The following is a 24,274-nucleotide window of genomic DNA, read 5'->3' on the forward strand; positions in this document are numbered from 1 at the left end:
AAGACTGTGCTTACGGCGCGATTAGCTAACGGCCTAGGACAATTAACCGTAGCGCCCAGTAATATAATCTTCAGTCTTACGCTTTCTTGGCGTAGTAAAAATAGTATTGGTATCTGCGTATTCGACCAATTCGCCCATATACATAAAAGCGGTTTGATCTGAGACTCGCGCCGCCTGTTGCATGTTGTGCGTGACGATAACCACGGTATATTTGGTTTTAAGCTCAGTGATTAGCTCTTCAATGGTCAAGGTTGAAATCGGATCCAGTGCTGATGTCGGCTCATCGAGTAATAACACCTCAGGCTCGATGGCAATCGCGCGGGCAATGACCAAACGTTGCTGCTGACCACCCGATAAACCAAAGGCGTTGTCGTGCAATCGGTCTTTTACTTCGTCCCAAATTGCTGCGCCGCGCAGTGAACGCTCAGCCGCTTCGTCAAGTTCACGGCGGTTATTCAGCCCTTGTAAACGCAAACCATAAACCACGTTTTCGTAAATCGACTTAGGGAACGGATTAGGGCGCTGGAATACCATGCCCACGTTCCGGCGCAGGGCCGCCACATCGATTTTTTTGTCATAAATATTCTGGCCGTGTAACAAAATCTCGCCGTCAATATGGCAGTTATCAACTAAGTCGTTCATACGGTTAATGCAACGCAGCAAAGTTGATTTACCGCAACCACTGGGGCCGATAAAAGCGGTGACTTGCTTCTTGGGGATCTTCATCGAGACATTAAACAGCGCTTGCTTATCACCATAACGCAAATCTAAGTTACGGATCTCAAGCGCAGTATCGTTGGGCGCTAAGTTAGCTAAATCAAGGTTATTGGCTTTCATGGCGGTCGAATCTATAGAAATCATATTCAGTCCTAATACTTTCAGGATAATCGCTGATTAGTGCTCAAGCGAACGGTATTTTTCACGTAAATGGTTACGTACACTAATGGCCGTCAAGTTCAGTGCCACAATCACAGACACCAGCAAGAAGGAAGTTGCATACACCAGAGGACGCGCCGCTTCAACGTTAGGACTCTGGAAACCCACATCATAAATATGGAACCCTAAGTGCATGAACTTACGTTCTAAATGCACAAACGGAAAGTTAAGATCTAATGGTAATGTTGGCGCTAATTTTACTACGCCCACCAACATCAGTGGTGCCACTTCACCGGCGGCGCGCGCCACCGCTAAAATCAAACCTGTCATGATTGCAGGGCTTGCCATTGGCAGCACGATTCGCCACAGGGTTTCGGCCTTAGTTGCCCCCAATGCCAAACTGCCTTGACGCACAGCGCTTGGAATACGGCTTAAGCCTTCTTCGGTCGAAACAATCACCACTGGTAACGTCAAAATCGCTAAGGTTAATGCTGACCAAATCACTCCGGGCGAGCCAAAGGTGGGTGATGGCAATGCTTCAGCGTAAAACAATTGGTCGATTGAGCCGCCCATCACGTAGACAAAGAACCCCAAACCAAATACGCCATACACAATCGAGGGCACGCCCGCTAAGTTAATCACCGCAATGCGGATCATCTTAGTAATTGGGCCTTTCTTGGCGTATTCATGCAGATAAACCGCCGCGACCACGCCAAATGGCGTCACGATAATCGCCATTAACATCACCATGAACACAGTACCGAAAATGGCCGGAAATACGCCGCCCTCGGTATTGGCTTCACGCGGGTCGTCACTCACAAAACGGCCGATCCCAACAAACCATTTACCGACTTTATCGATAAAAGTTAAGTGATTTACGTAGGTTACATCAAGCACGGTATCAAGCTTAAGCTCGACATCTTTACCGCGCATATCCCGCACGATAACCGAGTCACGCGCCGCATCATCACGCAGAGCAAATAATGCTTTTTCAAGTACGAGATATTCTTTTTGCAGTTGCGCTTTTTTAGCAGCGAGCTCGGCTTTATTACTGTCGGTTAACTCGCCATCTAGCTCGTAACGACGCTCCTGTAAACGCAGCTTTTCAATGGCATAGTTAATCGAGCCAATGTCTTGTTTTTGCAAATCGACCGCTTTGTCAGCGAGGGCAACTGCGCGATCGATATGATCCATTAAGGATGATTCTATCGCATCGTTGACTAAATCAAGACGTTTACCATTTTCAATCACAGCCACGGGATAACCGTAAAAGTTACCGTTTTTGGTTCGCTCAATCATAGCGACATCGCTTGGCGTAGTGCGGCTTAAAATATCTGTACCCAGTATCCAGCGAAAATCTAGGCCTACAAATTCACGGTTGCCGGTTTTGACAAGATAACGGCTCACAAACTCACCCGGAGGCTGCTTAAACACATGGCCCGCGGCAATCAAACGCTCCGTTGGCACTTCTTCCCTGTCATAAATCTCACCAATTAAGGTTGACCGTACACCAGTATTATCTTCCAGTTCCCACTGGTACACAGTGGCTGGCCAAAAGTAACTTAAGCCGCGCCATGCGATTAACAGTAGTAAGCCTAATACGGCAATCAAACTGATGCTCACCGCGCCGCCCGTCATCCATATCCATGGCGAGCCTGATTTTACCCACTTACCCATTGCACAAACCTCTCAAGGTCGCTCTCGAAATAGTATTTAGTATCATTATGTTATCTCCGTTACAGCGAGCTATAGCGTTCACGTAGACGCTGTCTTACGACTTCTGCAATGGTGTTAAAAAAGAAGGTGAAAATGAATAGCACAAACGCCGCGAGGAACAGCACGCGATAATGCGAGCTACCAATAGCCGACTCAGGCATTTCAACGGCAATGTTTGCCGCTAAGGTTCGCATCCCTTCGAACACGCTCCACTCCATAATGGCAGTGTTACCGGTTGCCATTAACACAATCATGGTTTCACCTACAGCGCGGCCAAGGCCCATCATAATTGCCGAGAAAATACCTGGACTTGCGGTTAACAGCACTACCCGCGTCAGTGTTTGCCAAGGCGTAGCACCTAAAGCTAAGCTGCCGTTCGATAAATGGCGTGGCACGGAGAAAATGGCATCTTCTGCAATAGAAAAAATGGTTGGAATAACCGCAAAGCCCATAGCAATCCCCACCACCAGCGCGTTACGTTGATCGAAAGTGATGCCCAGTTCGTTAGTAATAAACTCACGGGTATTACCATCAAATAGCGCCACTTCAATGGCTGGACTGATGGCAAAAGAGAACCATCCCACAAAACAGACCACGGGGATCAACATCAGCTCTTGGTAAACTTCCGGTAAACGTTGTTTCCAAATAGCGGGTAACTGACTCCAGCCATAGGCAGAAGCAAGAATCGAGGTCGGTAACAAGATAAGTAAAATCAAAATACCGGGCAGATGCTCTTCAATCAGCGGCGCTAACCACAACCCCGCCAAGAAACCTAAGATAACCGTCGGCAAGGCTTCCATGATTTCGATAGTCGGTTTAACTAAACCGCGCACCTTGGGCGACATAAAGTACGCCGTGTAAATGGCACCGGCAATGGCTAACGGTACGGCAAATAACATGGCATAAAATGCCGCTTTCATGGTGCCGTAAGCTAATGGCATTAAGCTCAGCTTAGCTTCAAAATCGTCAGAACCAGAAGTGGACTGCCAAACGTATTGTGGCTCTGGATAACCCTCATACCACACCTTGTCCCACATCGCGCTCCATGACACTTCTGGGTGAGTATTTTCCACACTGAAGATATGTAGCTTTTTATCAGCCTCAACCACAATGCCGTTTGAGCGAGGCGTAAAACCCATTTTACCTGGGTTTTTAAGGTCGAATTTTTCGTCAAACAATTCACGATGACTGGTGGTGTAAAGCAACGTAAGCTCGCCCTCAGGGCTCACTGTCGCAAAACTCTTACGATAGAACTCAGAAGCGATGGAATTAATTGGCGGTAAGTCATCAAACTGACGAATTTCTTGATATAAGCGCCCTTTGGGGCCGTTAACTTGGAAGTACTGAGTCACAATACCCGTGTCGTAACTGACCAATAGTGAGCTCGCCCCCGCCAGTAAAGCCACGTTATTGACTTGTGCTTTGGCGCGCTCAACATCAATCACCTGCAGCAGGTCAATACTGTTTGCCTCAGCAATGTTATACACAAAGATTTTATTACCCGTTTGCAACATCAATTGACGTTGATCGGGCGTCATCAGCTCATGGGAGACTTTTTTCGGTGCATCTTGAATTTGTGACGTTGTAGAAACCCATTCCACGGTTTCTGTCATCATGTTCTCTTGCCCTTCCAGACGCGCGAGGCGCCAAGCGCCATTATCATCTTGATAAGCAAAGCTCATTTTATCTGAACTATAAGTGAAAGTTAGTTTGTGAATCGCACTCCCCGCGCTATCTACGGTAATGGGAGTTTCACCTGCAGGATAGACTAACTTAGGCGTAATTAAGCGTTGGTTATTTGGGTAACTTAAACCAAACTCTAGGCCAACAACTAAAGCCTGACCGTTACTTAAGCCCATCGCGAAACGTTGCTCACTCGGCGCGGCAATCGCAGCACTGGTGACACTTACGCCCGCTGGCAGTGGCGGCGTAAAGCTAGAGAGTAGGCTACCATCAGCAACAGTATAAAAATCCACTTGCCCATCAAGGGCCACGCGGTACAGCACTTCATTTTGCTCATCGGCGCCCACCATTAAGGTTGGTACATCGCCATGTTGGTAGCTCACGCTCTTAACTGGGGTGACACTGGCACGATCAAAAATAGGTTTAATCACATATAACAAATAAAAGAAGATCAACAATAGGGCGACAAACACCATAGTGCCGCCAATAGTGACCCCGATTTGTGCCGCTTTATCCTTAAATGCCCTGCGATTCGAGCGCCCGCCTTTAAGCATACTGTGCGATAAAGAACCAGGTTGAGTGACCTGACTTTCCATGAAGAACCTCGATGATTAATAACTAGCGAGTTTTCCGCTAGGATTTGCTAAGTGCTATGCTTACACTGTTTGGACGTAAACTGAGCAATAACAACATCCTTTATTCTAAGTGCGTTGGATTATATGACGCAAAGATGACAGTTGTGTTACACCCCATTTTAAAATCGGTGCTTTTTGCAAAAATAGGAGTTAACCATAATGCTACGATATTTAATCACCTTACAAGCACCTGATAGAAAAGGATTAGTAGAACAAATCGCCCATGCAGTAAGCCGCCATGGGGGTAACTGGCTCGACTCAGAATTACGCCATATTGACGGGGTTTTTGCCGCAATATTACTGCTCGAAATGCCCTCACTGCGTATGGATGAGTTAATTGAAGCGCTGGAGTGCATCGATAGCCTCACCCTCACCTATGCCAAAACCTCGGTCGCGCTTAAACCCATCAAACGCTTAAGCTACAACCTAGTGGCCTATGACAGACCCGGACTCGTGCTTGATATTTCAAATAAAATCAACGCACTTGGCATCAATATCGAGCAGTTTAGTAGCCAATATGAAACCGCAGGCCACACTGGTATTGCCCTGTTTAGAGCGACTATCGGTCTTAGTCTCACCGATCACGCCCAAGAAGATAAACTGCTGCAATCTCTTTATGATCTTGGCGATGATTTAGTGCTCGATAGATTAAGCCGTTAGCATGAAAACAAATAGCAACAGATAAACGGTGTTCAATTTGCGAACAGCACTATGCTGGCGGTTCGCATTAAGCCGTCAATGCGGATGAAACGGTAAAACTGACTCTACTGGCGTTCTTATTTAACTCTCCCAATAGCTTTTCTCTTTCCCACTCTCAATCGATAAATTCTATCTAAACGGCATTGGATAATCTTGTATACTGACGGCCACGCAATGACGATATAGATAGTCTCTGTACTCAAACGCTTGATGGGCGACTAAAGTACACCGATGACCGCAATACATTAGGATGACCATGTTAGGAACGCTAAAAAAAATGCGCGCACAATTAGATGACGCGCAGCAAGTGCAATACCAGCTCGTAGTTGGTGATGAGTTACTACCACTCAATCCATTGATAGGTAAACAATTAACCTTAACTCATACTGGCAATATTTTTTGTTGTAACTGTGGTAAAAAGAGCAAAAAGAGTTACTCGCAAGGCCACTGTTTTGTTTGTATGCAAAAGCTCGCCAGTTGCGATATGTGTATTATGAAGCCGGAAACTTGCCATTATGACCAAGGCACTTGCCGCGAACCAGAGTGGGCGCAAAGCCACTGTTTTGTGCCGCATTATGTTTATCTGTCCAATACCTCGGGTGTCAAAGTGGGCATTACTCGCCACAATCAGCTGCCAACACGCTGGATTGACCAAGGTGCAACACAGGGCCTGCCAATTTTTAAGGTCTCGACCCGCCAACTATCTGGTTTAGTCGAAGTGGAACTAGCAAAACTGGTCAACGATAAAACCCATTGGCAAGCCATGTTAAAAGGCCACGCTGACGATATTGATTTAACAGCAAAAGCGGCTGAACTTATCCCACAGATTGAGGCCAAGTTGCACGAAATCGGTATGCAAAAAGGCGATTACAGTATCGAGCGTTTACATGAAACGATTCAGCCGATTCATTATCCGATAGACACGTTTCCGAAGAAAATAACCTCCCACAACTTCGATAAAGAAGTGGTGGTAAGCGGCATTTTGCAGGGAATTAAGGGGCAGTATTTACTATTTGATACGGGCGTAATTAATATTCGTAAGTTTTCATCCTACGAAGTCAGCGTTGAACACGGCTAATTATTCCGTAGAACAATACCCAGTGTATAAAAATAAGCATTTAAGAATTAAGCATAAAAAAGCGCAGCAGTTTTCACTGTTGCGCTTTTTTTATTAGGATAACAATTGCTCAAACATGCCTTTGCGGCTCAAATCATCACTAAAAATAGCAAACACTTCGCAATTTAACCCCACTTGTATTTACATGGTTAACGCTGTGATAAAAGACTTTTTTACCTGTATTAAGGCGTCACATTAACCAAGGGCAGATTAGTCAACATTGAATCGATTAAGCTGTCAAAGTTTGTCGTCAACTCATCTATTTTTTCGACGTTGCCAAAACCTTGGGCAAGTACTCGCCAAACAAGATCATTACCACCTTGCACTCCGATAGGTTTAAAAAGCGCAATTAACACCGTACCTTTATCGTATTTTTGGGTGTTAACACCTTCGGTAGACAACCCTGCGACCAAGCCTGCTACTGCGAGAATTTGTGCATCACTCATTTTAGTGCCCATAGCGACACCAAATCCCACCTGAAAGTCCGCCAATTGTGGATCTTCAACAAAACGATAACCCTTAGCTTGCAAGGTCCTTTTCAACACATCTTGCATATGCTGTGATACTTGCTGTGGATCCAATCGTTTATCAGTAATAATTCGATGTAACTCGGGATGCCAAGAAAATGTCGTTGCCGAAGTAGATAATCCACTAAGATCGCCAGCCATAACAATGGTGGTTCTCAAGGGTTGTGCAGCATTATCTTCTACTGTGACACACCCTGCCAGGCTGGCGATGGCCATAAAGCTCAAAATTAACATCCGTAAATATCTATTTAACAGGCTATTTATCATGCTCGTTTACCCCATGTTGTCCAATTTGCTGTAAGGATAGTGACTATTTTAAACTCTAAAAGTTGATATCCATCATAGTGTTAAATCATCTTTTCTCGATATTAACGTACCATGTGCTTAATAGCTAAAAAATAACCACCATGCTCATGCCAATAACCGTTTCAAGAAAACATATTTTGTTATTATTTTTATCTTATAAACTCGTTATAACCTATAGGCGCTGCAATCTTTAACCGCTAAAATGCGTCGCTTGCGCTAAATTAACCATATAAATAACAGCTTGATTACTAACAAGTGAGCAAATTGCCACTATATAACCAATTCGATAACCACAACACTAAAGGTATAAGATCTATCTATGGAGTTAATACTCGCTATCGCGCTATTTGCCTTTTCATCTGGGATAACTCCTGGACCGAACAATATTATGTTGATGACCTCTGGGGTTAACTTCGGCGTTAAACGCAGTATTCCGCACCTTATGGGGATAAGCCTTGGGTTTCCCACCATGATCCTCGCGATTGGTTTAGGATTAAGCGCCTTATTTCAAACCTATCCCGTTATCCATCAAATCATTAAGGTCATTGGTATCACGTACCTTTTATATCTATCGTGGTTGATTGCCAATAGTAGTAGCAAAATGGAAGGCAAAACCATTGCCAAACCCTTTAGCTTTATTCAAGCCGCAGCATTTCAATGGATTAATCCTAAAGGTTGGATTATGGCTGTAGGTGCCATAGCGACCTTTACATCAGTACAGCAAGATTTAACAGCACAAGTGATTACTATCGCCACAGTATTTTTATGTATTGCTTTCCCCTGTGCGCTCGTCTGGCTTGGTTTTGGCGTGGTGCTAAAGCGCCTGTTGAAAAATCCTCGGCAGCAAAAAATCTTCAATATCTGTATGGCCGTCTTGCTTGTGGCGTCTATCATCCCTATGATCGCCCCCTAGTTTTAACTCCAGCACGAGCCACCACCATGAACGAAATCGACATGATCATTGTACACACCGACAACTGGGTAAAAAATGTGATCATGAAATACAATATTTGCCCGTTCGCTAGGCGAGAAGTCGAGCGCGGCAGTATTCGGTATCTGGTGGTGGAACAAACAAAAGTTAAACTCGTGCTTAAGGCATTAATTGAAGAATGCCAATTCCTCGACGCGCACCCAGAAGCCGAAACCACGCTATTTATTCTACCCCGCGGTTTTGAGGGTTTTTACGCCTATCTCGATCTTATCGATATGGCAACCGATGCGCTTATCGACAATGACTATGAAGGTATCTACCAACTGGCCACCTTTCACCCAGATTATTGTTTCGATGGTGAACCACAGGACGCTCCAGCCAATTTCACCAACCGCGCGCCCTACCCAACCCTACACATCATCCGCGAAGCCAGCATGGAACTCGCATTAGCCAACTACACTGATCCCGAAACCATCCCAGAGCGCAATATCGCCTTTTGCCAACGCAAAGGCAGTGACTTTTTCGTCAAGCTGTTAGCTGAATGTATGGAAAAATAGTCTAGGTATCTCTTGGCAATAAAAGCTAAATGCTCGAACTCAGAGATACATAAGCATCTAGACAGAGATTGTGGAGTAGTGGTCTTTTTTTAACAGATAACCGAAATTAGTGTTTCAACCAGCGCTTTATAATTGTCACCACTTTTTTATAATCATCATCAAAGCTATGACCGCCCGCTAATTCCATCACAGTGACATTCGATTGTTTTACCGCAGGGCACAAATGCTGTGGAGCATCATCATCTTTGCCATACAAACACAACATAGGCACTGTTTTTTGTTTATTAACCTCAGGTAAAGTGAGGTAACTAGCCGACTCATTATTTGACGTAATGATTTCACTCACGTGTATTTCAAAGTCAGAAGTTAAAGATGGCGACAGTAATACCCCGCCAATCACCTTCTGCTGATACATAAGTGGCATATTATTTAACACAAAAGGAATGATTTCAGCACCGAAAGAATAACCCACAAATAATACTTTTTGAGTGCCAAATTCAGCCTCATACTTATCAATAATCGCCACCGTATCTTGCGCAACGATTTTGGGTTCTTTCTGTTTCCAGTAATATGTTAATGAACTCCAACCTACTACAGGCCAGCCTTGTTGCTGCAATAAGCCACTTAAGCCCTTATCTAAATTAGCCCAACCGCCATCGCCACTCATAAATATCACTAAGGGCGGTTTTTTCGCATTAGTACTCGCATTAGTACTTACTGGCACAGGAAAGAGCGTTAAGCCAAGATCATCTGCAAATTGATCCGCTAAGGCACAAAAGCTCATGCAAAGCGCCATTAACGTAGCCAGGGTTTGGGTTAAAATTCGATTCATTTTTCACCTATTTTTTAAATACACCAGTTGCACCACGGCTGCTTAACGTCACTAAACTGCCGACTACTATCGGTAAGGAGAGCCCACCATAACAAATCAAGTATTTAGCCTCCCAGGTAGGATTAAATTTTTCCTTATAACGCCTAAGACCCTGAAAATTGTAAAATTTACTACCTCTTTTATATACCTCCTTCGCGAGCTTAGTCCAAAAAGGCACTAACGCTCTATCGGTCAAGCCCGACATAGGCGCCATCCCTAAGTTAAACGTTTGATAGCCTTGCTTTTTTCCCCATTGCAATAATTCAGTAAACAGGTAATCCATAATATTACTACTTGATAACTTAGGATCGTAACGCATTAAATCAACTGAAAATTCAACCTTTGCGGCACTGGCCCATATGTTAGAAAATGCCACAATCACACCCTTTGAGTACACTAATGCCATAGGCGCGGAGCACAAATAATCGGCCGAAAAATACCCTACTGAAAACCCCTTTTCGCGCCCTTGCTTTTCATTAAGCCAAGTTGATGATATTACCTCTAATTGCGGTAATATGCCTTCCACTTGATGGGCCTCAACCACAGCAAAGCTTAAACCGTCTCGTTGCGCTTTTGCATGACTTTGGCGCAAACTTCGGTATTGGCTTGACTGCAACTCGAATTGTTCGAGCGTAACAATCGCCTCTTCACCTAATTTATATAAATCTAACCCTTGCTCCAAAAAGCTCGGTAAGTATTTTTGGGTCACTTGATAAAATACTGGCCAACCATCATAAGCATCACATAACTCCCTAAACTGCCAGAGTAAATCATCAAATTTATTTGGGTTACCAATAGGGTCGCCCATCACAACCCAGCAATGTCCTGCTCTGGCGTACATAAGAAAGGCATCCTTATCCTCATTAAATAGGATTGATTTATCTTGCACTAACGCAAGATAGCCATGGCTGCTTGGCGACTTATCTATAATTTCCATCGCAGCTGTTAATGAAGTGCTATCAATAAAGGGTAATTGAAGCTGAGTTCGCGACCAAAAATAGCGTATAGCAAAGCCAAATACGATCAATATTGCAACGGCTCCACCACGTAATGCCCGCGATACATGGCTATCAGGGGAGAAGGTAAACCAGAGGGAATGATCATAATCAACATCTTGATAAGAGAAAAACAATACCCATATCATCAACACTAAGGCTGCGGATAGTGATAACAACCAACCCAGAGAGTATTTAATTCCGACAACGGAACCTTTACGATAAAATAACGTTTCACATGGGATTATTAGCAAATAGATGAACCCAACTGCGAATAACAATTCCCACCCAGCTCCTTTAAGGATAATAAAAAGCATACTTATCAAAAGTAATTTTTTAGTCAATAAAAAAGCATTTTCATAACGTTTAAATAAACCATGTGATAATAACAAAAGTAACACACTGCTCACACTAAGAATAAGACTGGATATTTCAACGATAGGTAATGGTACAAGTTCGCCTAACCAATGATATTTATGCACAATCGATGGATTGACAACCGATAGCAATAATAATAGACCAGCACCAAACACACTAACACTCAATAGCGGCGGTAATAATTGGCGCATAAACGCAACGTTAGCATTGAGTTTCACTATATTGTCTTTATTAGCACGCGCGATGGTTATAACAAAATATGTTAAAGAAATTAAAAAAGGAATAATATAATAGATAATTCGGTAAACAATAATGGCGCCAAGGATTTGCTCCACTGGCAAGTATTGCGACAAGGAAACAGTAACTACTGACTCAAACACGCCGATTCCGCCAGGAACATGCGCAAGCACCCCTAGCGCATTAGCGACAAAGAAAATACTTAATACTTGAACATATCCCAAATTATCTACTGCAGGCAGTAAACTATAAAATAATGTTCCAACAATAATCCAATCTATTGATGAGACTAGGAGTTGTTTTATCGAAGTCATTATATGAGGTATTGTAATTTCAAAGCCTCTAAAATTGAGCGGCTTATGTCTTAACATGCCAATCATAAAATAACCCGTAACACAGAGCAGCATTCCAACACCAATTAAGCTGGTGAGTGAATAAAGCCAAGTGGGAAGTGGAAGTTCAGATAACGGCACAGAAGGAAAACAAATCAGAGATATACCACAAATGAAAAATAATCCAAGAAAAAAGGTAACTGAACATGAAATGACAATTTGAGTAATTTGATTACCACTTAAACCGAGTTCAGAATAAAATTTATATCTAATTGATGTTCCGGTTAACAATGAAAAACCAATCGTATTGGAGAAGGTGAAACCAAGAAATGAAATGGGTAGAATTTTACGATAAGATATTGTCGCATCCACGTTACGGACTGCTATATAATCATATAAACTCAATAGCATGTAACTTGCAACAGTCAAGAACGATGCTAGCAACAACTGGAATAATGAAAGAGTTTTAATCTCTCCAATAATGTCATTTAATTGATATTGTTGTTCTAAATTATAAAGTAAAAATAATGAGATCGTAAATATAGCAAGGCTAATAAATGCCCGAACTCGTCTCCCCATGTTAATCTCCAACGCCCTAAATATATGTTCTAAGACGAATGTTGTTATTATTGAAGTAGCGTTAAACATTAACTTTAGTTTAGCTTAATTTAAATGCCACTTTTCGACAGGATTTTTAACATAGGAAAATTTCTTAGGCAATGAATTTGATCATAAGTCACATGACATTTTATTAATGTGATGAATTTTTGGCAATAATGTACTTCAGAGTTGAATTCGGGAAATCGTTGAATTCTAGAATGACTTACAACTTTGCCTATACTAACTGCCGTAATACCTCCAGATTATGTCATCGTATCAGGCAGCGCACTAATGTCTGCTCAACCGATGCTGCACCATTTTGGCCATATTTCACATTGTCTTTTTCCACTCACAGCGCATTCTGTTAACCAAATGATAACAAAAGGCGAAAGAAACTATGTTCAATAAAAAAGCTTACCCACTGCTGACCAAGAAACTGAAAGGAAATAACCTCAATATTAACATTAATGCGGCTCACACCTTAGGTAACGATGCTAAAAACAAGAAGATGAATTGGTTTATTCCTACCAGTGTCGCACTGCTGATGGCCTTTAACCTTACGGGCTGTTTTTCTGATGATGATTCAGCATCCGTCGTTACGCCTCCGGATGTCACGCCTCCTGTAGTTCAACCGCCAGAAACGGAGCCCACCTTTCCAGAGGGAGCTATTAAAATCGCTGCGGGAGATAATCTCACTATCCGTATTCAAGAAGCCCTCATTAATGCACAAAGTAATGCTGTTATCGTTCTGCCTAAAGGGACGTTTAATATTGACTCAACGCTACTATTCGATGGAGATGTCGATGGCGACGGCAGCTTTGCCAAAAACGTCACTATCATGGGTTATGGGATGAACGACACAATATTGAACTTCTCCCAAGCTAACTCGGGAGACGGCATTTTTGTACAAAATGCAATGAACATTATCATTCAAGATCTGTCGGTTAATGAAGCTAAGAATAACGGTATTAAACTTAAAAATACCAATGGTATCATTTTGCGCCGAGTGGCTGCAGTGTGGGAAGGCACGCTCGATCAAGATAACGGTGCCTATGGTTTATATCCTGTCGAATGTGAAAACATTTTAATTGAAGATAGCTATGTTCGTGGTAGTGCCGATGCGGGGATATATGTTGGTCAATCCCAATACATCGTTTTACGTCGCAATATCGCCAAAGAAAACGTAGCGGGGATAGAAATCGAAAACTCTAAATATGCCGATGTGTATAACAACGAAGCAATGGGCAACACTGGTGGGATCTTAGTTTTTGATTTACCGATTAATAATCAGAGATACGGCTCCAGCGTGCGAATTTTCAATAACAAGGTGTATAACAATAACGCGCCAAACTTCGCCAATGCTTCTGCTAATCCCGCAGGAGTACATATCGTCCCACCAGGTACTGGCGTTATCGTGCTTTCTACTGCGGATGTAGAAATCTTCAATAACGAAATTACCCACCACGATACCTTGGGTGTCACTATTACTAGCTTTTTTATCGCCGAACCCGATATGACATCTTTTGTGGGTAATTATGGTCAACCTGGTCAAGCCATTGAAGATGGTTGGCGTCCAGTACCTCGTAATATTTATTTGCACGATAACAAGATAACTGACTACGGTAGTAAGCCAAAAGGTTATTTGATTCAAGATATTATTCGCGCTTACATTATCGCTCATGGCACTTTACCCGGTGTACTCTACGATGGTTTAGGCGAAATGCTAGCCAATAATGGTACTGCGGCTTACCTCGGTTTAAAGGAAACACCTTTTGCTGAAAATGGTAGCGATAACGTCTGTGCCAACAATAACGGTGATGTGTCCTACGGCAGATTATACGCTAATAGCAACACAGATATTAACGTCGCAGATGTGCAATTTGAGAAGACGCAAAACAACCTGCTCAAGTGTTCACAGGTTAGTTTGCCAGTGCACACGGTCACTTTTGCAGGTAAAGTATTTGGTTGTGGTGTTGATGATAATACTGATGGTTGTGATGGCGGTGTCCTTATAGGCGGTGGCGGTAGCATCGGAGAAGGTGAAGGCGGCTTAGTGGGTGATGGCGACCAAAGCCTGTGCCAAGCGACTGGTTCAAACGTCAGTTGGGATGCTCTACTCAAGGCAAACTGCCCTAAACTGTCAGATTACAATTTGTTTAGTGATACCAAAAACCCAACCACGGCACCTAATTCAGGCGGTGTCCCTTACGATCTCAATACCCAACTCTTTACCGACTATGCCACTAAGTACCGTTTCGTGTACTTACCTTCAGGACAAAAAGCAACGTACTCAGAAAACGAGGCTTTCGATTTTCCCATTGGAACGGTCATAACTAAAACCTTTGCAATGCCAGCCGACAGTAGTAAACGTGGTATAGCCAATGAAAGCCTGATCGAAACACGTCTTCTTATCCATCGTCCAACAGGATGGACCGCCCTTCCCTATGCATGGAATGCCGATAAGACAGACGCAGTTCTGGCAAAAGCGGGCGCTATTAGCAACCAAAGCCTGTTACATAAAGGAGAGAACCTTACCTTTAATTATATGGTTCCCAGCATGAACCAATGTAAACAGTGTCACCAATATAAGGTCAACGACAATACCAATGCTGTATTCGTTCCCATTGGCCCTAAAGCACGACACTTAAACCGCAACTACAGCTATCAAGATGGCGCTATGAATCAACTGCTTAAATGGGAAAGCCTAGGTATTTTGCAAGGACTACCCAACTTAAGCCAAGTCCCACAGGTACCTGCTTACCATGATGGTGATGAAGGGGCTGTAGCAAACTTAAGCGATAGCGCTTTGATGCAAACAGCCAAAGGTTACTTGGACATCAACTGTGCCCATTGTCACCGACCTGAGGGTAACGCCTCCAATACTGGTCTTAAACTCGAATACTGGCGGGCTTATAGCGATGATGCGGGCTTCTCTCACGGTACCTGCAAATCTCCCGTTGCTTATGGCGGTGGTAATCTAAGCTTTGATGTTGTGCCAGGGAATGCCGAGGCGTCCATTATGCATTTCAGGATGCAAAGCACGACACCAGGCGATCGTATGCCTGAAATCGGTCGCAGTTTAGCCCACGATGAAGGTGCAGCGCTAATCAGCGAATGGATTAAACGCCTGCCAGCGGCAAGTTGCTCGCACTAAAGTACATCACAGCTTATGCCTAAAAGGATAAAAGGCTGACTAAGTTAGCCTTTTATCCCCCTTATTGATTACATTAAACAGCGGATATAGCGATGAAAAAACGCCTAATTTTCAGCTCTATTCTAGCAATAAGCTGTCTAGTTATTGCCTGTGGTGGGAGTGATAACCAAGACGTCAGCACTGATTCCCCCACGATACCGACCGTACCAACCACTCCCGATAGCCTCTGCGAACACGCAAATGGCCAAGTAAACTGGCAGGCTTTAATGGCTGAGGATTGCCCACGATTAAGCCAATATGGACTCTTTATCGATCCAAGCAACCCCACAACACAGCCACAAACACCAGGATTTGACTATCAACTCGCGACCCAGTTATTTTCTAACTACGCCAGTAAATATCGCTTTATTTATTTACCCGCAGGTCAAACGATGCAATACCATGCACAGGAAGCATTCGAATTTCCCATCGGAGCAGTACTCGTCAAAACCTTTGCTTTACCACTCGATACCGCCATCACAGGAGTGGCTAATGAAGTATTGATTGAAACTCGGCTTTTAATCAGAAGAATAAAAGGCTGGACAAGTTTAGTCTACCAATGGCGACAGGATGAAGCGCTGCTCCTAACTGCGGGGGCGACGGTGAGAAGCACCCTCACCAATCAAGGACAAACTCAAACTTTTGATTACACAATACCAAGCCGTGCTGAATGCAAAATTTGTCATCAAATGAATCAAGACAATAGCAGCCAAATTATTCCAATCGGTCTAAAAGCACATCTGCTTAATCGAGAGGTCATATATCAGGGACATAAGGTCAATCAATTGATCCTTTGGGCCGAGCAAGGACGGCTTAGTTCACTAGCCGATATCAAGCAAGTTGGAAAAACCTATACAATAGAGGATAGCAGTGCCGATTTAACCTCCCGTGCTAAGGGCTATTTAGACGTCAACTGTGCTCACTGCCATAACGCCAAGGGCTTTGCCAGTATTTCAGGTTTAAGATTGGGCTTTTACATCGACCATACCAGTTATCAATATGGGATCTGCAAACAGCCTCCGGGATGGGATGGCGGTGCGAAAGGGCTCGACTACGATATTATCCCCGGCAATGCGGAGCACTCTATTTTGCTATATCGACAAACACTGTCTGAGCCTAAGGATAGAATGCCGCCGATAGGTCGTAGCCTTGAACATCAGGAAGGTGTTGAATTAATTAGGCAGTGGATAGATTCACTCGCGCCAAATATAGGTAACTGCGTGTAATGGGTGAGCGTTTACTCATGTATTTAATGACGATTGAGCCGGCTAAAATAACCGGGAGGATGACCAATCCAATGCTTAAAACACTGCCTAAAATGGCTAACATCAGCATATCCCATTGTTTCGGCAATCGCTTCAACACTCAGTTCATTCGCCAAAATGTATTCAATCGCCTTTTGACAACGTACTTGGTCAACTAGACGCTGATAGCTCGAGCCTAACTGGGCTAATTTTCGTCTAAAACTTCGGTCGCTCATATGAAGGTGTGCGGCCATTTTATCAAGATGCAACACATGGGGAAAATCACTACGGATAGCACTGAGTACGGTATCGACAAAAGAAATACTTAGCATTTCATTTGTCGCATAGACGGCATCAAGAAAAGGATAATTAATCAACAGCGTCAAACAATTGAGTGAGATACTCCACTCATAATACTCAGTTTCAAATTGAATTTGAGCACCTGTTGCTATTGCCAAAAAATTACCATCACGCGTTGGCTCAGCTAAATTAATCTGCGTTAAGTTTATCGTTTCCCCCGTTAATTCTCTAGCGAGTCCAAGCAAAGCACCAATACTATGAAGAAACTGAAATCCATATTGATATCTGTCGATACGACCCGTATTTAACCAACGAATACAGATACAATCATCCTCAAGTCGTACTAATGTGTCGGTGAAGCTGCCTACTAGTTGAGGATGATTAATGACAAAATGTAGGCAAGTCTGCAATGTCGTGAATTGGGATAAATGCGGCAGTAATACATCCAAACTACTCACCTTATAGCTGAGCCCCAATTTGGTTCCTATGTCAGGATCCCCGCTCTGTAAGCGTAAAAACTCCATCACGTACTCAACCTGCCAAACATAGACAAAACGGCAATGCTCAAGCTCTTTACGGCCAACACCTATATGCAAGCAGACTTTATCCTGCGCCGTTTCGCCTAATTGCAAGGCAATAAAGTCGAGCATATTACGTAGCTCAAATGCTGGATAAGTTTGATCGCCTACCATTAAATTCGTCTTATAATCGACTCTTTTTAACATGTATAACCCTTAACATTTATTAAGCGAACAATGTAGATCCTTAAGCTATTAGTTGTATAAGATTTCACTTATTTTGAACAGTCTTAACCCTAACAAAATGATACTTATTTGTTAATAAAAAGATGATTAAATGTATTTTATGGGTGTTGGATATAAAAAAGCGCCGGTAAATACAGGCGCTCTACTTTCATCACATAACAGAATTCAGGTTACATTGGGCGGTTTTTCTCGATGAGACGATTAAAAATCGCGTTCACGGATAACGAAGCGCCATGGGCAATTTTATCAGCTAATTTTTTTCTAATTTGATAACGTATCTTGTACACAGTGCGCTCACCGGCAAGAGACATAATCACATCATCACTGGTAGAAATTGCATCGACTAAACCTAGTTCTATCGCTTGCTGGCCGTACCAATGTTCACCCGTCGCCACTTTTGCAAGATCCAGTTCAGGCCGATATTTACCGACAAACTCCTTGAATAAAACATGGGTTTCTTCTAATTCTTCTTGAAACTTCTGTCTTCCTTCATCGGTATTTTCACCAAATACGGTCAAGGTACGTTTGAAGTTACCCGCGGTATGCTGCTCATAGTCAATTTCATGCTTTTTCAACAACCGACTAAAGTTAGGCAATTGAGCCACAACACCAATTGAACCAACAATGGCAAAGGGAGCTGCGTAAATTTTATTGGCAACACAGGCCATCATATAACCCCCACTGGCGGCCACTTTATCAACGCACACCGTTAGTGGGATATTTGCTTGGCGTAAACGATCAAGTTGGCTAGAGGCTAGACCATAGCCATGTACCATACCGCCGCCACTTTCAACATTAACAACCACCTCATCACCTTTGTCGGCGATAGCCAAAATGGCACTGATTTCTTCACGCAGTGACGCAACTTCAGCGGCATCGATACTGCCCTTAAAGTCGAGCACAAACACTTTGCCCGTGCTGGCATCATCAGCAGTTTTGTCTTTTGCCTTTTCTTCAGCCTTTAATTGCTTTTCATAGGCTTTGAATTGTTTCTTTGAAAGGAGTTCTTCTTTTAAACCGTGCTTCAGTTCTTCTAATTCTTCAGACAGATTAGTGATCCTTAACTCGCCCTTATCTGACTTATGTTTAACAGTGGAAGCCAATACCACAATAATAACAGCAACAATTGCGACAACTATCGTGGCAGCTTTCGCCAAAAACATTCCATACTCGTATAAAAATTCCAAAGCGCTCTCCGTTAAGGTACTTCATTCAATCAATTACTGGCTATTCTAACAGCCTAAAGGGGCATAAAAAAACCCAGCATTGGCTGGGTTCTTCAGATTAAAGCAAGATTAGTTAGGACAAGTCGCAATGACGTCACTGTTTGTCACTAAAATAGTCGCATCACCTTTACCTGCAGTCGCAGCATAGGTTGCCACTTGAGTCTGCATTTCCACGGTTGCAGCCCCTGCCATACCATCTGTTGCATCCGTTTCACCTGGGCTCACAATCGAACTATGGTGACCTTTAGAGAAACGCACTACGCCGTGACCTTTTGTCGTGCTATCAACGCAAGGTAGACCAATGGCAGAAATCAGCGGTTCAGTACCCGATAACGGGAAACTATCCACGCGGTTCGGTAATACTTGATCGGGTAAGTTACCATTACCATCGCCTGCAATTTCAATCAAATGAACAGGTAAACCTGTCGCTTTTAGCATAGCGGCATGGTTTACAGGATCCGCCGAGTCCACGGCCGTTTGTACAGCAAAGGCAAACGTCGGAATAAACTGCGCATATACGGCTTGTACTAATGCTGCATATTCAGGGCTACCCACCTCATAACCTGCCGTGTTAGCTGCATTGACCAACGCTTGGAAAGTTGGCGATGCGGTGATATTGCTAAACAACACAGGGCCAAAGGTTGCAGAACCGGCAAATGAGCCCGCTAAGCCACCTGCTGGTGCCACTAGCGATACCGCATTGATAGCATAAGGGTTAGGTAATGCACTCCCCGTTGCAGGATCTTTCATACCAGTACTAGCATAGGTCGCAAAATCAGTACCGACGATAGCGCCTAAGCTAAGGCCTTGCGCACTGATTTTAGACACATCAAATACCTGTGGCTGACCAGCTTGTGCTAAGCCCTGCGCTAAACCGGTCAACGCAAGACGCACACCTAAATGGTCCATAGTCGCTTGACGGAAATTATCACGCACCGACAGAGTGCTTGAAATATTCACGAACACTAATGGATTACCATTTTTAAAGGCATCCGGTGTGCCAACAACAGCCCCAAAAGAAGGATCTGTTGCCGATATTTCATAGACACCATCGCCGTTAGCATCAAATGAACGCGCCCCATGGAGCGGCATATCAATAGCAATCGTTGCAACACCCATCGCCGCATATGAACCAGCGTAGGCCAATGACATTTCTTTACCACCCCCTAAGCCGTGTAGTGCAATAGTTGTTGGCCAGCCCGCAGTCGGCGGTGTAAAAGGAATACCTTGCTGCTGATAAAAATTCGCTAATTTAACTGCATTTGGCATAGAAATCAGCACAGATACGGTTTCATAGCTTTTGATGGCCGGAATGGGGTTGAACTTAGTGAGATGCTTAGTTTTATCTACCGCAGTACCATCGTCTAACAACCAAGTTTTACCCGCCATTAAAGACGGATTCGCTAACGCATCGGCAGGATTGGCAATACCATTAGCGACGGCTTGCATACCAAAATTAGTTTGACTTAGTGTGCCTGCTTGTAATGCGAGCAATACCGAGACAGGGCTATCGCCTTGTGCTTTCCAATGACCATTAATTAATGGCTGCCCTGCAGAAGATAAGCAGCTCACTGAAGAACAGTCACCGTAAATAGGCAGTTTAATTTTAGCGGTATACACATCGGCTAAACTTGACACTACGTAGGCCGCTCCAGCATCAGGCGTTAAACCTGCAGCGTCTGCAACGGTATAGCCAGCTGGTGTTGGTGTTTCGACAAAACTTGGTGCATAGGGAGCACCCCTCGCCATCAGCAGTTTGGTGGTTTCATATACGTTAGCGACGGATTGAGTTGTAAATAAACCAGAGTAACTGATGGTTAATGGATCAACATTGTGAGCCGCTGCAATCCCTTTTTCATAGCTATTCACTAAGGTTTGTAGCATGAGCTGGTCTGGCGTTTCTAACGGTAACGTATTGATATCCATCTTCAACAAACCGTAGGTGGTTGATGGCGCAATACCGCGACCTTCAGAGTCTTGAATAAGATTAGTCGTCGCATAAATATACGATTGTCCAGCCTTAAGAGGTTTAAGTGGCACTACTACCACTTTGTTGCCTGATGCAGTGGATACAAAGTCAACGCCAAACTGTAACTCGGCTCCCACCTTACACGCTGATACAGAAGGCTTAGTCGTACATTCAGGATCAGAAGACAATGGACCGCCAACCGTAGCCTCAAACACTCTAACCGCGCCTGGTTGTGCAACTGATGCTGCCACGAGTGTCAGTGGTGTACCATCATTCTTTTTCGCTAACTCGATATCAATAGAAATGGGTGATGTTGTCGACCAACCATCTAACGCCCCAAGCGCTATTTGTGGGTCTACATAATTGCCCGAGTTTTCACCGGGAATGGATAAGGTACCGTCAGTGGTACCACTGAAGAGCAAATCGTTCGGCAATGGCACTTTAGCATTAGCAGGGTCGAACACCATGTGCGATTCAGGGACGAGTGCTTCTGTCTTATCCTTGAGTTCGTTATAGCTGTCCTCACCACATCCAGTGAGTCCCAGCGCAGATGCAATCGCAACACCCAAAATGAGTCTTTTCATCTTATTTCCCCAAATCTTGTTGTAATAGTTTTGTTTTCCCCAATAAATTAGTCACAATAGCCGTCGGCACTGTGACTAATAGGGCTTATGTTAGCCCCTAACTCATTTCAAGTTAACGTAAATATATTTAGTTAGCTACAAGTTTGTCACAAACATTTTCGCTATTAATAACAAAGTTTCATTCATTTGTTTGAAACATGCGTTTGTCACTTCGGCGACTGTAGAAGTGGCGGGCATTCTCGCCAAGAGGAAAAAGAGACTCATGTTGGAATATCAAGCAGTAAAAGATTTACTCAAAGGCAAAACAATTTTAGTGACAGGTGCTGGGGCTGGTATTGGTCGTACTGCTGCCATCGAGTTTGCAAAGCACGGCGCCACGGTGATTCTGCTGGGTAAAACAGTAAAAAAACTAGAGGCTGTTTACGATGAAATAGAACAAGCGGGTTACCCAAAACCCGCCATAGTGCCATTAGATCTTAAGGGCGCGACCGAACAACATTATCGTGATATGGCTGATACCATCGCTGAGCAATTTGACTCTTTAGATGGCTTATTACATAACGCGAGTTTGCTTGGCGCTTTAGGTCCGTTTGAACATATAGATATTCCATCACTTGAAGATGTACTGAAAGTAAACGTCATCGCGCAAGTTATGCTAACCAAAGCCTTATTACCTGTGATGCGCCAAGCGCCAAGTGCCTCGATTATTTTTACCTCAAGCAGCGTCGGTCGCCAAGGTAGAGCCTATTGGGGGCCTTATGCCTTCTCTAAATTTGCCACCGAAGGCATGATGCAAGTCCTCGCCCATGAATGTGATGGCACGTCAATCCGTGTCAATAGTATCAATCCTGGAGCGACTCGCACTGAAATGCGCGCTAAAGCCTATCCTGCTGAGAATCCATTGGATCTTAAAACTGCAGAGGAGATCATGCCGACCTATTTATATTTAATGGGTTCAGACTCAAACACCGTAAACGGTCAGCAATTTAACGCTCAATAGATTTTGTTACACACAAAAAAGCCCTTTCAACCGAACATTGAAAGGGCTTTTTTTAATCAAAATCAGATTCAGACTTAGATTAACACTAGGCAATAGTCATAGTGACTGCGCCCATCGTTATTTCAGCTATAGCTATTTTCACTACAACTACTTTGCCATAACTGCTTTCATTAATACTTCAGTGGTGAATTTATCATTATTGATCACCGGGAATCTGTCATAGGTTTGGAAAATCACTTGGTTTTGATATTTGATCATCGCCACAACGCCATATTGAATCTTTTTATCAATTGATTTGGCGGGCAGCGTAAACTTAAACGGCACTGGTGCTCTGGCAATATCAAAGGTTTTTTGTGCAACAATAACCCCTGGAGTATTAAAGTCGATAATAGCAATCGTAATTTGACAACCTTGTGGTAAGGGAATTTTTTCTAAATAACCCGCAGCACCATTAATGATAACTGGCTGTTCCGGTTGTACTGTCACGCAGCCATTAAGCAACAATGCCATTAGAGAGAATACGATTAACGCCTTAATTTTAAGATACATCTTAATTTCCTTTTACCATACGAATCAGCCCTTCTTGAGTAGCAGAAGCAACTAATTCACCCTGTTGATTAAAAAATTGTCCTCTGACATAACCTCGTCCACCGCTGGCATTAGGGCTATCAATACTGTACAGCAGCCATTCGCCCATATTGATGGGTCGATGAAACCACATAGCATGATCTATCGTTGCCATTCTTACGCCAGGCGTCAAAAATGACACGCCATGGGGCTGAGCAGCCGTCACCAAAAAGTTAAAATCGGATGCATACGCAAGTAAATATTCATGAATATGCGCATCACTTGGCATGGGACCATTAGCTCTTAACCAAACATAACGATAGGGTTGGGTTTCATTGGGAGCAAATGGATGTAATGGATTGACAAGTCGCATTTCTATTGGCGCATCGGCCATAAACTTTTCGAGCATCTTAGTCGGTACTTTGTCCCGCAACGTCATCGCTAATTCTTGTTGATTCAATAAACCTTCGGGGCCAACCACTTGTGGCATCGTTGCTTGATGACTAAACCCTTCCTCTGGCTCTTGGAACGAACAGGTCATATGGAATATCGGCCGGCCTTTTTGGATAGCACTCACACGGCGGGCACTAAAACTGCCGCCATCACGCATATTTTCCACTTCATACACTATGGGTAACTTCTCGTCACCTGCCCGTAAAAAATAAGAATGTAATGAGTGAACTTTGCGCTCAGTGGGGACAGTTTGTTTCGCCGCACTCAATGCTTGCCCCATCACTTGGCCACCAAATACATGTCCAAATCCCAGATCTTGGCTTTGACCACGAAACAGACCGATTTCAATTTGTTCAAGGGAAAGTAATGATAAAAGATCGTCTAATACCTGACTCATGGGGATCCTATTACATAATTAGCCATTAATGCTAAAGGGTAACTCAGTTGACCTTTAGCTGACCAGTTTTCTGTCAATTATTCGCAATGTGAACAATTAGTTAAATATGATATTCTA

18 protein-coding genes are annotated in these 24,274 nt (G+C 43.5%); 7 read left to right on the plus strand and 11 right to left on the minus strand.

Going from position 1 to position 24,274, the window contains the following annotated elements:
* Positions 1–42: 42 nt before the first annotated feature.
* From pstB to C9I43_RS09190, 3 genes are read right to left on the minus strand one after another with little or no spacing between them, the layout of a single operon-like run.
* Complete coding sequence (gene pstB, locus C9I43_RS09180) at positions 43–861, minus strand: phosphate ABC transporter ATP-binding protein PstB (protein WP_107883233.1); 819 nt, start codon at positions 859–861, stop codon at positions 43–45.
* A 33-nt stretch (positions 862–894) separates the two neighbouring features.
* Complete coding sequence (gene pstA / locus C9I43_RS09185) at positions 895–2,553, minus strand: phosphate ABC transporter permease PstA (RefSeq protein ID WP_107883234.1); 1,659 nt, start codon at positions 2,551–2,553, stop codon at positions 895–897.
* Positions 2,554–2,612: 59 nt separating this feature from the next.
* Positions 2,613–4,871, minus strand: coding sequence for an ABC transporter permease subunit (locus tag C9I43_RS09190; protein WP_107883235.1), 2,259 nt, complete (start codon positions 4,869–4,871; stop codon positions 2,613–2,615).
* A gap of 198 nt (positions 4,872–5,069) precedes the next feature.
* On the opposite strand from C9I43_RS09190, the gene C9I43_RS09195 reads away from it, so the two are divergent.
* A complete protein-coding gene (locus C9I43_RS09195; protein ID WP_107883236.1) occupies positions 5,070–5,570 on the plus strand; it encodes a glycine cleavage system transcriptional repressor in 501 nt (166 codons plus the stop codon).
* 295 nt (positions 5,571–5,865) lie between these two features.
* Positions 5,866–6,687 (plus strand): DUF2797 domain-containing protein, encoded by an 822-nt coding sequence (locus C9I43_RS09200; protein WP_107883237.1) that lies wholly within the window; start codon positions 5,866–5,868, stop codon positions 6,685–6,687.
* Positions 6,688–6,908: 221 nt separating this feature from the next.
* Here C9I43_RS09200 and C9I43_RS09205 read toward each other — a convergent pair whose 3' ends face one another.
* The gene (locus C9I43_RS09205) at positions 6,909–7,520 is read right to left on the minus strand and encodes a DUF4136 domain-containing protein (protein ID WP_107883238.1); all 612 of its coding nucleotides are present in this window, start codon (positions 7,518–7,520) and stop codon (positions 6,909–6,911) included.
* 358 nt (positions 7,521–7,878) lie between these two features.
* Between C9I43_RS09205 and C9I43_RS09210 the strand changes: the two genes are divergently transcribed.
* Together C9I43_RS09210 and C9I43_RS09215 are read left to right on the plus strand one after the other, a co-directional pair.
* Complete coding sequence (locus C9I43_RS09210; protein ID WP_107883239.1) at positions 7,879–8,472, plus strand: LysE family translocator; 594 nt, start codon at positions 7,879–7,881, stop codon at positions 8,470–8,472.
* Between the two features lie 26 nt (positions 8,473–8,498).
* Positions 8,499–9,047 carry a DUF1415 domain-containing protein gene (locus tag C9I43_RS09215; protein ID WP_107883240.1) on the plus strand — a complete coding sequence of 183 codons (549 nt, stop codon included), beginning with the start codon at positions 8,499–8,501 and terminating at the stop codon, positions 9,045–9,047.
* A gap of 106 nt (positions 9,048–9,153) precedes the next feature.
* On the opposite strand, the gene C9I43_RS09220 is transcribed toward C9I43_RS09215, so the two are convergent.
* Positions 9,154–9,879, minus strand: a complete 726-nt coding sequence (locus C9I43_RS09220) for an AcvB/VirJ family lysyl-phosphatidylglycerol hydrolase (protein ID WP_107883241.1) — start codon at positions 9,877–9,879, stop codon at positions 9,154–9,156.
* Between the two features lie 7 nt (positions 9,880–9,886).
* On the minus strand, positions 9,887–12,439 hold the full coding sequence (gene mprF / locus C9I43_RS09225) for a bifunctional lysylphosphatidylglycerol flippase/synthetase MprF (RefSeq protein ID WP_107883242.1): 2,553 nt from the start codon (positions 12,437–12,439) through the stop codon (positions 9,887–9,889).
* 529 nt (positions 12,440–12,968) lie between these two features.
* Between mprF and C9I43_RS09230 the strand changes: the two genes are divergently transcribed.
* Together C9I43_RS09230 and C9I43_RS09235 are read left to right on the plus strand one after the other, a co-directional pair.
* The gene (locus C9I43_RS09230; RefSeq protein ID WP_373455349.1) at positions 12,969–15,614 is read left to right on the plus strand and encodes an SO2930 family diheme c-type cytochrome; all 2,646 of its coding nucleotides are present in this window, start codon (positions 12,969–12,971) and stop codon (positions 15,612–15,614) included.
* 92 nt (positions 15,615–15,706) lie between these two features.
* The gene (locus C9I43_RS09235; protein ID WP_107883244.1) at positions 15,707–16,879 is read left to right on the plus strand and encodes an SO2930 family diheme c-type cytochrome; all 1,173 of its coding nucleotides are present in this window, start codon (positions 15,707–15,709) and stop codon (positions 16,877–16,879) included.
* A 23-nt stretch (positions 16,880–16,902) separates the two neighbouring features.
* Here the strand turns inward: C9I43_RS09235 and C9I43_RS09240 are convergent, their stop codons facing one another.
* The 3 genes from C9I43_RS09240 to C9I43_RS09250 all read right to left on the minus strand — a co-directional run bounded on the left by C9I43_RS09240 (position 16,903) and on the right by C9I43_RS09250 (position 21,740).
* Positions 16,903–17,922, minus strand: a complete 1,020-nt coding sequence (locus C9I43_RS09240; protein ID WP_107883245.1) for a helix-turn-helix domain-containing protein — start codon at positions 17,920–17,922, stop codon at positions 16,903–16,905.
* Between the two features lie 209 nt (positions 17,923–18,131).
* On the minus strand, positions 18,132–19,148 hold the full coding sequence (gene sohB / locus C9I43_RS09245; RefSeq protein WP_107883246.1) for a protease SohB: 1,017 nt from the start codon (positions 19,146–19,148) through the stop codon (positions 18,132–18,134).
* A 108-nt stretch (positions 19,149–19,256) separates the two neighbouring features.
* Complete coding sequence (locus tag C9I43_RS09250) at positions 19,257–21,740, minus strand: VolA/Pla-1 family phospholipase (protein ID WP_107883247.1); 2,484 nt, start codon at positions 21,738–21,740, stop codon at positions 19,257–19,259.
* A gap of 262 nt (positions 21,741–22,002) precedes the next feature.
* On the opposite strand from C9I43_RS09250, the gene C9I43_RS09255 reads away from it, so the two are divergent.
* On the plus strand, positions 22,003–22,740 hold the full coding sequence (locus C9I43_RS09255; RefSeq protein ID WP_107883248.1) for a YciK family oxidoreductase: 738 nt from the start codon (positions 22,003–22,005) through the stop codon (positions 22,738–22,740).
* A gap of 147 nt (positions 22,741–22,887) precedes the next feature.
* Here the strand turns inward: C9I43_RS09255 and C9I43_RS09260 are convergent, their stop codons facing one another.
* The gene (locus C9I43_RS09260; protein WP_076499862.1) at positions 22,888–23,289 is read right to left on the minus strand and encodes a YbaY family lipoprotein; all 402 of its coding nucleotides are present in this window, start codon (positions 23,287–23,289) and stop codon (positions 22,888–22,890) included.
* A gap of 1 nt (position 23,290) precedes the next feature.
* A complete protein-coding gene (gene tesB / locus C9I43_RS09265) occupies positions 23,291–24,157 on the minus strand; it encodes an acyl-CoA thioesterase II (protein ID WP_076499859.1) in 867 nt (288 codons plus the stop codon).
* Positions 24,158–24,274: the final 117 nt, after the last annotated feature.

This window comes from Shewanella morhuae (assembly GCF_003028295.1).
Classification (GTDB): domain Bacteria; phylum Pseudomonadota; class Gammaproteobacteria; order Enterobacterales; family Shewanellaceae; genus Shewanella; species Shewanella morhuae.

Bases quoted from the DNA above. Each gene is read 5' to 3' on its own strand.
- C9I43_RS09215 (WP_107883240.1), top strand. From the start codon at position 8,499: ATGAACGAAATCGACATGATCATTGTACACACCGACAACTGGGTAAAA.
- C9I43_RS09205 (WP_107883238.1), bottom strand. From the start codon at position 7,520: ATGATAAATAGCCTGTTAAATAGATATTTACGGATGTTAATTTTGAGC.
- C9I43_RS09190 (WP_107883235.1), bottom strand. From the start codon at position 4,871: ATGGAAAGTCAGGTCACTCAACCTGGTTCTTTATCGCACAGTATGCTT.
- C9I43_RS09210 (WP_107883239.1), top strand. From the start codon at position 7,879: ATGGAGTTAATACTCGCTATCGCGCTATTTGCCTTTTCATCTGGGATA.
- mprF (WP_107883242.1), bottom strand. From the start codon at position 12,439: ATGGGGAGACGAGTTCGGGCATTTATTAGCCTTGCTATATTTACGATC.
- C9I43_RS09255 (WP_107883248.1), top strand. From the start codon at position 22,003: ATGTTGGAATATCAAGCAGTAAAAGATTTACTCAAAGGCAAAACAATT.
- C9I43_RS09230 (WP_373455349.1), top strand. From the start codon at position 12,969: ATGAATTGGTTTATTCCTACCAGTGTCGCACTGCTGATGGCCTTTAAC.
- C9I43_RS09195 (WP_107883236.1), top strand. From the start codon at position 5,070: ATGCTACGATATTTAATCACCTTACAAGCACCTGATAGAAAAGGATTA.
- C9I43_RS09200 (WP_107883237.1), top strand. From the start codon at position 5,866: ATGTTAGGAACGCTAAAAAAAATGCGCGCACAATTAGATGACGCGCAG.
- C9I43_RS09235 (WP_107883244.1), top strand. From the start codon at position 15,707: ATGAAAAAACGCCTAATTTTCAGCTCTATTCTAGCAATAAGCTGTCTA.
- tesB (WP_076499859.1), bottom strand. From the start codon at position 24,157: ATGAGTCAGGTATTAGACGATCTTTTATCATTACTTTCCCTTGAACAA.
- pstA (WP_107883234.1), bottom strand. From the start codon at position 2,553: ATGGGTAAGTGGGTAAAATCAGGCTCGCCATGGATATGGATGACGGGC.
- pstB (WP_107883233.1), bottom strand. From the start codon at position 861: ATGATTTCTATAGATTCGACCGCCATGAAAGCCAATAACCTTGATTTA.
- C9I43_RS09220 (WP_107883241.1), bottom strand. From the start codon at position 9,879: ATGAATCGAATTTTAACCCAAACCCTGGCTACGTTAATGGCGCTTTGC.
- C9I43_RS09240 (WP_107883245.1), bottom strand. From the start codon at position 17,922: ATGTTAAAAAGAGTCGATTATAAGACGAATTTAATGGTAGGCGATCAA.
- C9I43_RS09250 (WP_107883247.1), bottom strand. From the start codon at position 21,740: ATGAAAAGACTCATTTTGGGTGTTGCGATTGCATCTGCGCTGGGACTC.
- C9I43_RS09260 (WP_076499862.1), bottom strand. From the start codon at position 23,289: ATGTATCTTAAAATTAAGGCGTTAATCGTATTCTCTCTAATGGCATTG.